Source organism: Aquiflexum sp. TKW24L, assembly GCF_023502205.1.
GTDB lineage: Bacteria > Bacteroidota > Bacteroidia > Cytophagales > Cyclobacteriaceae > Cognataquiflexum.
The window spans coordinates 324,127-333,747 of sequence record NZ_JAMFLG010000002.1; the positions used below are offsets into that span (position 1 = coordinate 324,127).

Consider the following 9,621-nt stretch of genomic DNA (forward strand, 5'->3'; position numbering starts at 1 on the left):
GGAAAGGTTTTTCAAATTATTTAATCTCTACTTCCGCACCAGCTTCTTCAAGAGACTTCTTCAAAGCATCAGCCTCATCTTTAGCGATACCTTCTTTCACAGCTTTTGGAGCGCTATCAACCAATTCTTTAGCTTCTTTCAAGCCAAGACCGGTCAATTCTTTCACTAGCTTAACAACAGCCAATTTCTGACCGCCTGCAGCTTTCAAGATTACATCAAAAGAGGTTTTTTCTTCTACTTCAGCGGCACCGGCACCGGCACCACCAGCAGGAGCGGCAACAGCAACAGCAGCAGCTGCAGGCTCGATGCCATATTCGTCCTTCAATATATCAGCCAATTCTTTTACTTCTTTTACAGTCAAGTTTACTAACTGATCAGCAAGTTGTTTAAGATCTGCCATTGTATTAATATTTAAATTGTTGATTTTTTTTTAACTGATTTGATAACTGCATTTTTTTATTCCTTTTCAGAAAGTGTCTTAACAAGGCCTGCCAATGTATTCTGTCCACTTTGAAGGGCAGAGATAAGGTTTTTTGCAGGAGATTGAAGAAGAGCAATAACATCTCCAAGAAGTTCTTGCTTGGATTTCAAGGTAGATAGTGTATCTAACTGACCTTCGCCAAGGAATATTCCTGAATCTATTGAAGCACCTTTAAATAAAGGTCTTACTTCTTTCTTACCAAGTTTTTTTCTGAAATCAAGGATCACTTTAGCAGGAAGATTACCACTCTCTTTGGAGAACATAATACCTGAGAATCCTTTTAAAGCCACCTCTGAAAATTCAGTGTAGTCTGTATCAAGATTTTCTAACGCCTTTTTGATCAACGTATTTTTGAAAACCTTATACTCAACACCTTTATCAAAGCAAGCTCTTCTGAAGGCATTTACCTGTGCCACTGTAAACCCTGAAGCATCAGTGACGTAGAAGTAGGGATTTTCCTTAAACTTCTCGGTAAGACCATCGATTATTTCTAATTTTTCTTCTCTAGTCATGATTAAATACCTTGAAAACTTCCTTTGTCTACTTTAACTCCAGGAGATTGTGTGCTTGACAAATGAATGCTCCTGAAATATGTTCCTTTAGAAGAAGATGGTTTTAGCTTTGAAATAGTATTGATCAATTCCTTTGCGTTCTCCTGAAGTTGCTCAGGGTTGAAAGAAACTTTACCAATACTGGCATGAATAATCCCGAATTTATCTACTTTAAAATCGATCTTACCTGCTTTTACTTCTTTAACTGCTTTTCCAACATCTAAAGTAACTGTACCGGATTTCGGATTGGGCATCAAGCCTCTTGGACCCAAAATCCTACCAAGTCTACCAACTTTAGCCATCACATTCGGCATAGTTATAATGACATCAATGTCAGTCCAACCGCCTTCAATTTTGGCTATATAGTCATCAAGACCTACATAATCTGCACCAGCTTCTTTAGCTTCTTCTACTTTGTCAGGCGTACACAACACCAATACTTTTACGTCTTTACCTGTGCCATGTGGCAATGCCACTACACCTCTTACCATTTGATCTGCTTTTCTTGGATCAACGCCCAGTCGGACATCAATATCAACAGAAGCATCAAATTTAGAGTTGGTAATATCTTTGACGATAGAAGAAGCTTCCTCTAGGGAGTACAGCTGGCTTGAGTCGTACTTAGAAAGAGCTTCTTTTTGCTTTTTTGTTAACTTAGCCATAGTTGTATTATTATACCTCCCAAGGGGCTTTACCCGAAACAGTGATACCCATACTTCTAGCAGTACCTGCAATCATTTTCATGGCAGATTCCACTTTGAAAGCGTTTAAGTCAGGCATTTTCACCTGCGCAATTTCTTTTACCTGATCCCAGGTAACAGATCCTACTTTTTTCCTGTTTGGCTCTGCAGAACCACTTTTTACCTTCGCAGCCTCAAGCAACATATTTGCAGCAGGAGGAGTTTTTACTACGAATTCAAATGTTTTGTCAGAGAAAACAGTAATCAAAACAGGCAATACCTGACCCATTTTATCTTGGGTACGGGCATTGTATTGCTTACAGAACTCCATAATGTTCAAACCCTTGGAACCAAGAGCCGGACCAACCGGAGGTGATGGATTTGCCTGGCCACCTTTCACCTGTAATTTCACATAACCTGTGATTTCCTTAGCCATTTCTTAATCTTGTTTTTCTACTTGTATAAAGTTTAATTCTACCGGTGTATTTCGACCGAAGATCTTGACCATAACATTCAATTTCTTCTTGTCTTCAAACACCTCTTCAATAATCCCCGAGAAACCACTGAAAGGACCATCCATTACTTTGACAGTCTCTCCAATTATAAATGGTGTATCAAGTTTCACGGCAAACTCGTCAATCTCTTCAACTCGTCCTAAGATTCTGTTGATTTCAGATTGGCGTAATGGTTCAGGGGTTTTGGAAGCTCCCCCCTGGTTTGATCCTAAGAAACCGATGACACCCGGGATACTTGTAATTACATGATTGGCTTCGCCGTGTGTCAAATCCGCATTGATCAAAACATAGCCCGGAAAGAAATTTCTTTCTCGAACTCTCTTTTTACCATTACGCATTTCGTAAACTTTCTCGGAGGGAATCAAGACCTCAGGAATATAATCCTCAAGTTTTTGACGGACAATTTCATTATCCAAGTAAGACTTGGTTTTTTTCTCTTGCCCGGCTACCACCCTAAGTACGTACCACTTATGTTCAGCCATCAGTATTATTCAATTAGAATAGATCGTAAAACCATTTCATCAAATTCTCGAATCCCAAGTCAATAGCCCCAATAACCAAGGCAAAAATGAGAGATGCGACTATTACCAAAACAGCACTGTTTTGTAGAAACGAGTATGAAGGCCAAGTGACCTTGTTTTTCATTTCGTCGATTGATTCGATAACAAAACTCTTAATATTCATGGTTTACTACATTTTGTGCACGGGCAGAGAGATTCGAACTCCCATCAACGGTTTTGGAGACCGCTATTCTGCCATTGAACTATGCCCGTAGAATTTTAAGTCCCCAAAAGGAACGCAAAGGTAGTCAGAAGTGGGATAAGATACAAATGCGATCCTAAAAAATATTCAGGATCGCATTTGAAAATTTATAAATTCTAAGACTCTTAGTCAAGAATTTCAGTCACCTGACCGGCACCTACAGTTCTACCTCCTTCACGGATAGCAAAACGAAGACCTTTCTCAAGTGCTACTTTATTCAATAAGTTAACTTCAATAGTCACGTTGTCACCTGGCATAACCATTTCCACGTTTTCAGGAAGCATAATTTCTCCAGTTACGTCTGTAGTCCTTAAGTAGAACTGTGGACGATATTTGTTGAAGAATGGCGTATGACGTCCACCTTCTTCTTTAGAAAGAACGTAAACTTCAGCCTTGAAAAGAGCGTGAGGCTTCACAGAGTTTGGCTTACAGATAATCATACCTCTTCTGATTTGGGATTTTTCAATACCTCTCAACAAAAGACCAACGTTATCACCTGCTTCTCCTCTATCAAGGATCTTACGGAACATTTCAACACCAGTTACAGTAGACTTCAATCCTTCAGCACCCATACCGATGATGTCAACAGCGTCTCCAGAGTTGATTACACCTCTTTCGATTCTACCTGTTGCAACAGTACCACGACCTGTGATTGAAAATACGTCTTCAACCGGCATCAAGAAATCTTTGTCGATCAAACGCTCAGGGATTGGAATGAACTCATCCACAGCATTCATCAATTCCATAACAGTAGATTCCCACTTGGCATCACCGTTAAGTGCACCAAGAGCAGAACCTGCGATTACAGGAATATTATCTCCATCAAAATCATAGAATGAAAGAAGTTCTCTGATTTCCATTTCCACAAGCTCAAGAAGCTCAGGATCATCCACCATATCCACTTTATTCATAAATACAACAAGTGCTGGAACACCTACCTGACGAGCAAGAAGGATGTGCTCTCTTGTCTGAGGCATAGGTCCATCAGTTGCAGCTACTACTAATATAGCACCGTCCATCTGAGCAGCACCGGTAACCATGTTTTTCACATAATCAGCGTGTCCAGGACAATCTACGTGAGCGTAGTGTCTTTTCTCGGTTGAATATTCAACGTGAGAAGTATTGATAGTAATTCCTCTTTCTTTTTCTTCCGGAGCGTTATCAATGGAAGAAAAATCTCTTAATTCAGAAAGACCTTTTTTCGCCAAAACGGTAGTAATGGCAGCAGTCAAAGTTGTCTTTCCATGGTCTACGTGACCAATCGTACCGATGTTAACGTGCGGTTTTGAACGGTCAAAGGTTGCTTTTGCCATGCGTGAAAATCCTCTGTTTTAGTTAAGGTTATATAATTATTTTAATTTTTCAATGTTTCAGAGCCAACGACGGGAATTGAACCCGTGACCCCTTCCTTACCAAGGAAGTACTCTACCCCTGAGCTACGTCGGCTGGTAACATTTGCCCTGCTTTATTAAAAGCATAGAGCGGGAGACGAGGCTCGAACCCGCGACCTGCAGCTTGGAAGGCTGCCGCTCTACCAACTGAGCTACTCCCGCTTTTGAAATGCTGTGCAAAAGTAATAAAATATTTTGCAATTCACACTTGTGGGGGAAACAGGATTCGAACCTGTGAAGACATAAGTCAACGGATTTACAGTCCGTCCCAGTTGGCCGCTTTGGTATTCCCCCAACTGATTTTGGTCAAGATTTAAACCTAATTTTGATTTTTGTATTCTTAACGGATGGCAAAATTATACCCTTTTCCTAAACATTCAAAATTATGTTTGAAAATTTCAAAGTATTTTTTAGATGCCTACTTTAATCACATTAAAATCAACCATTTAATTTTCTTCAAGGTACTGAGAGAGGAAAAATTCCTCATATCTTTTAGCTAAATCATCCTTCTCCAGAGAATATAACTCTTTAGCCTTATCCAAAACCCCAGGCTCATCGATAAATCCGAATAAGCCCATAAAGGCTCCGATCCTGACATAATTTGAGTTATTTTCTTTTGCAATGGTATATAAATTATTTATTGCTTTTTCTTTTCCTTCACCCGGATTTTGTACAAAGTATTCACTGTAATAACCTAGAAAATAGTAAAGTGATTGTCCACCCTGCAATTCTAGATTGTTGTGAAACCATTCCGCTTTCCCACTGATAAGGTTTGTGATGTAATATTCAGCTACAGGAACAACCAGCCTGATGTTTTTCTCAGATTCAAATCGGTTTGCGATTTCTACTCTATCTGCGTTGTTTTCATTTTCCAAGTATGCGGCCAAAGCCGCTCCTGCCACATAGTAAGAAGGATGCTCCATCCACTCCATAAACTTAGGGGCATATTTGTCAGGATCTAGCAAACTTAGCATTTCGATTGCCCCTTGCTTTACAGTATTCTTGGGATCCGTTTCTGCCATTTCCAATAGACGATCTTCCAAATCGGAAATCTCCAACAACCAATCCGGATGTTGGGCTATGTGCATGATCGCAGCTTCTCTGATCGCATAAAACGGATCATTCAATGCTCTACCTACCAAAGAAGCAACCTCGGGGTCATCTGCAAAAATATTTGCCAGACTGTCGAGTGCTTCAAACCTTGACACTCCCAATGACGAAATACTAAATTGCTTTTTGAAGTGATCTACGCCCCTTGAGGATTTTTTTTCTGCAAGTAATTCCATGGCCTCATCAAAGTACAATTCTTTTAAAGGGACTTTGTTTTCTATCGCAAATTGCTGCCACGCCTTATCCAAAACCAATTCTTTTTCATGTCTTTTACCCTCATGATACCAGCTCACTTTGAAAGGTATTTTATATAAAGGAGTGGAAGTAAGATCTTGCTTTTGGGAAACAGTTAACAGAAGGTTCCCAGGCTGACTGTAATCTATTTCATATTCGAGTGTTGGATGGCCTGAGGAAAGAAACCACTGATTGAAATACCAATTAAGGTCTTGGCCGGTAACTTCTTCAAAAGCCAATCTAAGGTCATGAACTTCCACACTTGAAAATGCATGTTTGTTCAAATAAAGTTTTACACCTGCAAAGAATGCTTCATCTCCAATGTGTCTTCTAAGCATATGAAGTATTCTGCCTCCTTTTGCATAAGAATGGCTGTCAAACATGTCTTCTGAATCATTGTGATAAAACCGGATCAAATCAACTTGCTTCTCCTTGGATTCATCAAAGTACATTTCCATTTCAGAAATATGATGCATGTCAGCATCATCCTTTCCATCTTTATATTCAAACCAGAGGTATTCGGAGTAATTGGCAAAAGCTTCATTCAAAGTAAGATTTGCCCATGATTCATTGGTGACATAATCCCCTAGCCATTGGTGAAAAAGCTCATGCGCGATAATGCCATCCCATTCTGAATCTATAGCGGCCCTAGCATCCAAATTCAGGTCTTCCATAAATACCGAAATGGTAGTGTTTTCCATGGCCCCGGAGACAAAATCCCGGACTACAACCTGATCATACTTTTGCCAAGGATACCGTACACAGAGGATTTTTGAGAAAAACCCAATCATCTCTGGCGTGTTTTGAAAAACCGTTTTGGCTCCTTCTTCAAATTCCTTTTCCACATAATAACTCACAGGCATTCCCTCCCAATTATCTTTGATCTCTACAAAATCGCCAACAATCACTGCTGCCAAATAGGGTGCATGTGGCAAGTCCATCACCCAATGGTCAGTTCTTGTCCCGTCAGCATTTACTTTGCTTGATTTCAAAAGACCATTACTGATTGTCTTTAGTTTTTTATCGACCGTCATTTTGATTTCCTGAGTCATTCTCTCATTGGGGGAATCAATCGTAGGAAACCACTTGGAGTTATGCTCGGATTCCCCTTGCGTCCAAATCATAGTGGGCTTATTGGGATCTTCCCCCCGAGCATTGATAAAGTATAACCCTTTGGTGTCAGTAATGGCTGCACTCCCTAGTTCAGGGTTTTCGTTTGGTTTGGCAGTGTATTTTATCCTGACTGTGATGGTGTCTTTGGAAGTGTATGTTTGAGGTAAATATGCTGTAACAGTTTGTCCATTATAGCGGAAATTTAACTCACTCTCTTTCCCTTTTTCTAATAATAAAAAACCATGAATGTCAAAATCCTGTGCATCAAGGACCAGTTCACGCTGAGGGTAAAAATAGGGCTTAAAAGTCAGGACAGCGACTCCATTTACCCATTCCTTCTGATAGTCAAAGGACAAATCCAACGCTGTATGTAAAAGGTCAAAGTATCTTGTGTCAGAAGCTTTATAGGAAGCAATTCTATTTTCTAATGCCGGAATCAATTCTTTTAGCTGTGAAGCATCATTTGAATCCGATCTATTAGTTTCGATTTCTAATTGCGATGAAGGTACTTCTGCAACTTGATCTGACACGGGCTTGGAACTCTGACAAGACCAAATCAAAAAAATAGAAATGGCCAAAAGTGCTTTGGGTTTATTGAAATCCATGAAAATGCTTTTTGAAGATTAATTGTATATTTAGCGCAAAATAAAGGAAATGTATTCAGTTAATATCAAGAATTCGGTTTTTGAAGTAGAAAAAGCAAAAGAAACAGTTGTTGTTAACGGGAATATCCTTGATTGGGATATATCCCAGATTAATGAAAGACACTACAATGTCATCTACAATGACAAATCCTTTAACTTAGAAGTGGTAAGTCTTGATATTGAAACCAAAACTGTCAAACTCAAGCTCAACAACAAACCCTGTGAAATAACGCTCAAGGATAAATTCGACCTTTTGTTGGAAAAACTTGGAATGAATAACCTCCATAATAAAGTAGCCAAGGATATCAAAGCACCAATGCCTGGATTGATTTTTGACATCAAAGTCAAAGAGGGGGATGAGGTTAAGAAAGGAGATGCCGTACTCATACTCGAGGCCATGAAAATGGAGAATATCCTCAAATCTCCGGGAGACGGAACCGTCAAAGCCATCAAAATCAAAAAAGGACAAAGCGTAGAGAAAAATCAGGTCCTAATCCAATTTTAGAAAAAACAGGTTTTCATTTCTAAAGTAAGACTTTATATTTGTCGGATTTATCAATTTACCAACCTGATTGAGTTAGTCTTTTTCACATATAAAAACCAAAAATGAAGTATAAAAGGATTTTGCTGAAACTAAGCGGCGAGGCGCTGATGGGAGAAAAAAACTACGGTATTGATTCCAAAAGACTAGAGCAATATGCCCAAGAAATCAAAAGGGTAAAAGAATTGGGAGTTGAACTCGCTATCGTCATCGGAGGAGGCAACATCTTTAGGGGTGTTCAGGCAGAAAATGCTGGAATTGACCGTGTGCAGGGGGACTATATGGGCATGCTCGCAACCTTGATCAATGCCATGGCACTCCAGAGTGCACTCGAACAAGTTGGTATGTTTACCCGATTAATGTCAGGGATCAAAGTAGAAAGTGTCTGCGAACCTTTTATCAGAAGAAGAGCCATCCGACACCTCGAAAAAGGCAGAATAGTTATTTTTGGAGCAGGAATCGGCAATCCTTATTTCACTACAGACTCTACTGCCGCACTTCGTGCGATAGAAATCGAAGCAGACGTGGTCTTGAAAGGTACTAGAGTTGACGGCGTCTATACCGCAGATCCTGAAAAAGACAAAACCGCAACCAAATACAGCTCTCTTTCTTTTCAGGAAGCATACGCCAAAAACCTCAACATCATGGACATGACGGCGTTTACCCTTTGTCAGGAAAATAACTTGCCTATCATCGTTTTTGACATGAACAAGCCAGGCAATTTGGATAAAATTGTCCTTGGAGAAGATATCGGAACATTAATCACTTCAAACTAATCCGAATTAATTATGGAAGAAATTCAGATGTACTTGGAAGAAGCCAAAGAATTGATGCAAAAAGCAGTCAACCACACTTCCACTGAATTATTGAAAATCAGAGCAGGAAAAGCAATGCCAAACTTGCTTGATGGACTGATGGTAGCCTATTATGGTTCACCTACTCCCCTGCAGCAGGTGGCTTCGGTCACGACGCCTGATGCAAGGACACTTGCAATCAAGCCTTGGGAAAGAAACCTGATCAATGAAATCGAAAGATCTATCATCAACTCTGACCTTGGACTTGCACCTCAGAATAATGGAGAACTCATCATCCTGACGATTCCTCCAATGACTGAGGAAAGAAGAAAAAACCTGGTAAAGCAGGCAAAAAATGAATGCGAATCAGGGAAAATTTCCATCAGGACAGTAAGAAAAGAAACCAACGAGTCTCTTAGAAAACTTCAAAAAGACGGAGCTGCAGAAGATGAAATCAAAAGAGCAGAAGATACTGTCCAGAAATTCACAGATGGTTATTCCACCAAAATCGATGAACTCTTGGTGAAAAAAGAACATGAGATCATGACGGTTTGACCGATGAAAATATCGGTGGATATTCATTGATATTAGATACTGATTGATATTGGCTCGTTGTCCATTGGTGGTTCTAATTAAAAAGCTGAAATTTAATTACAGATAGAAAAAAGGCTTCCATTGAAAAAATGGAAGCCTTTTTTAATATATACTTTTTGAAAATTCGAGAAATGATCCGCGTAGGTGTCAAAAACCATTTATGGGTTGGTTTACAAAAACAATATCGATTAATATCCATCCCGATGGCCAT

At 39.6% G+C, this 9,621-nt stretch carries 11 protein-coding genes and 4 tRNA genes; 3 read left to right on the forward strand and 12 right to left on the reverse strand.

Annotated features, from left to right (window positions below; genetic code table 11):
• Positions 1-16 precede the first annotated feature (16 nt).
• The 12 genes from rplL to M3O96_RS02915 form a co-directional block, all read right to left on the reverse strand.
• Positions 17-400: a 50S ribosomal protein L7/L12 gene (rplL, locus tag M3O96_RS02860; protein WP_249718572.1), complete on the reverse strand. Its 384-nt coding sequence runs from the start codon at positions 398-400 to the stop codon at positions 17-19.
• Positions 401-456: 56 nt separating this feature from the next.
• On the reverse strand, positions 457-993 hold the full coding sequence (gene rplJ / locus M3O96_RS02865; RefSeq protein ID WP_249718574.1) for a 50S ribosomal protein L10: 537 nt from the start codon (positions 991-993) through the stop codon (positions 457-459).
• Positions 994-995: 2 nt separating this feature from the next.
• Positions 996-1,694 (reverse strand): 50S ribosomal protein L1, encoded by a 699-nt coding sequence (rplA, locus tag M3O96_RS02870; protein WP_249718575.1) that lies wholly within the window; start codon positions 1,692-1,694, stop codon positions 996-998.
• Between the two features lie 10 nt (positions 1,695-1,704).
• A complete protein-coding gene (gene rplK / locus M3O96_RS02875) occupies positions 1,705-2,148 on the reverse strand; it encodes a 50S ribosomal protein L11 (RefSeq protein WP_113924092.1) in 444 nt (147 codons plus the stop codon).
• Positions 2,149-2,151: 3 nt separating this feature from the next.
• Complete coding sequence (gene nusG, locus M3O96_RS02880) at positions 2,152-2,709, reverse strand: transcription termination/antitermination protein NusG (RefSeq protein WP_249718577.1); 558 nt, start codon at positions 2,707-2,709, stop codon at positions 2,152-2,154.
• Between the two features lie 13 nt (positions 2,710-2,722).
• On the reverse strand, positions 2,723-2,911 hold the full coding sequence (gene secE, locus M3O96_RS02885) for a preprotein translocase subunit SecE (protein WP_106566657.1): 189 nt from the start codon (positions 2,909-2,911) through the stop codon (positions 2,723-2,725).
• 18 nt (positions 2,912-2,929) lie between these two features.
• A tRNA-Trp gene (locus M3O96_RS02890) sits at positions 2,930-3,000 on the reverse strand.
• A gap of 114 nt (positions 3,001-3,114) precedes the next feature.
• Positions 3,115-4,302: an elongation factor Tu gene (gene tuf / locus M3O96_RS02895; RefSeq protein WP_249718579.1), complete on the reverse strand. Its 1,188-nt coding sequence runs from the start codon at positions 4,300-4,302 to the stop codon at positions 3,115-3,117.
• A gap of 61 nt (positions 4,303-4,363) precedes the next feature.
• Positions 4,364-4,435: transfer RNA gene (locus M3O96_RS02900), tRNA-Thr, on the reverse strand.
• A 34-nt stretch (positions 4,436-4,469) separates the two neighbouring features.
• A tRNA-Gly gene (locus M3O96_RS02905) sits at positions 4,470-4,542 on the reverse strand.
• 49 nt (positions 4,543-4,591) lie between these two features.
• A tRNA-Tyr gene (locus M3O96_RS02910) sits at positions 4,592-4,674 on the reverse strand.
• Between the two features lie 152 nt (positions 4,675-4,826).
• The gene (locus M3O96_RS02915; RefSeq protein ID WP_249718581.1) at positions 4,827-7,442 is read right to left on the reverse strand and encodes a M1 family metallopeptidase; all 2,616 of its coding nucleotides are present in this window, start codon (positions 7,440-7,442) and stop codon (positions 4,827-4,829) included.
• Between the two features lie 49 nt (positions 7,443-7,491).
• Here M3O96_RS02915 and M3O96_RS02920 point away from each other — a divergent pair, with 49 nt between their 5' ends.
• The 3 genes from M3O96_RS02920 to frr all read left to right on the forward strand — a co-directional run bounded on the left by M3O96_RS02920 (position 7,492) and on the right by frr (position 9,371).
• Entirely contained in the window at positions 7,492-7,986 is a 495-nt protein-coding gene (locus M3O96_RS02920) for an acyl-CoA carboxylase biotin carboxyl carrier protein subunit (protein ID WP_249718583.1), read from the forward strand.
• A 101-nt stretch (positions 7,987-8,087) separates the two neighbouring features.
• Positions 8,088-8,798 carry a UMP kinase gene (gene pyrH / locus M3O96_RS02925; RefSeq protein ID WP_249718585.1) on the forward strand — a complete coding sequence of 237 codons (711 nt, stop codon included), beginning with the start codon at positions 8,088-8,090 and terminating at the stop codon, positions 8,796-8,798.
• A 12-nt stretch (positions 8,799-8,810) separates the two neighbouring features.
• Positions 8,811-9,371, forward strand: a complete 561-nt coding sequence (gene frr, locus M3O96_RS02930) for a ribosome recycling factor (protein ID WP_249718587.1) — start codon at positions 8,811-8,813, stop codon at positions 9,369-9,371.
• Positions 9,372-9,621: the final 250 nt, after the last annotated feature.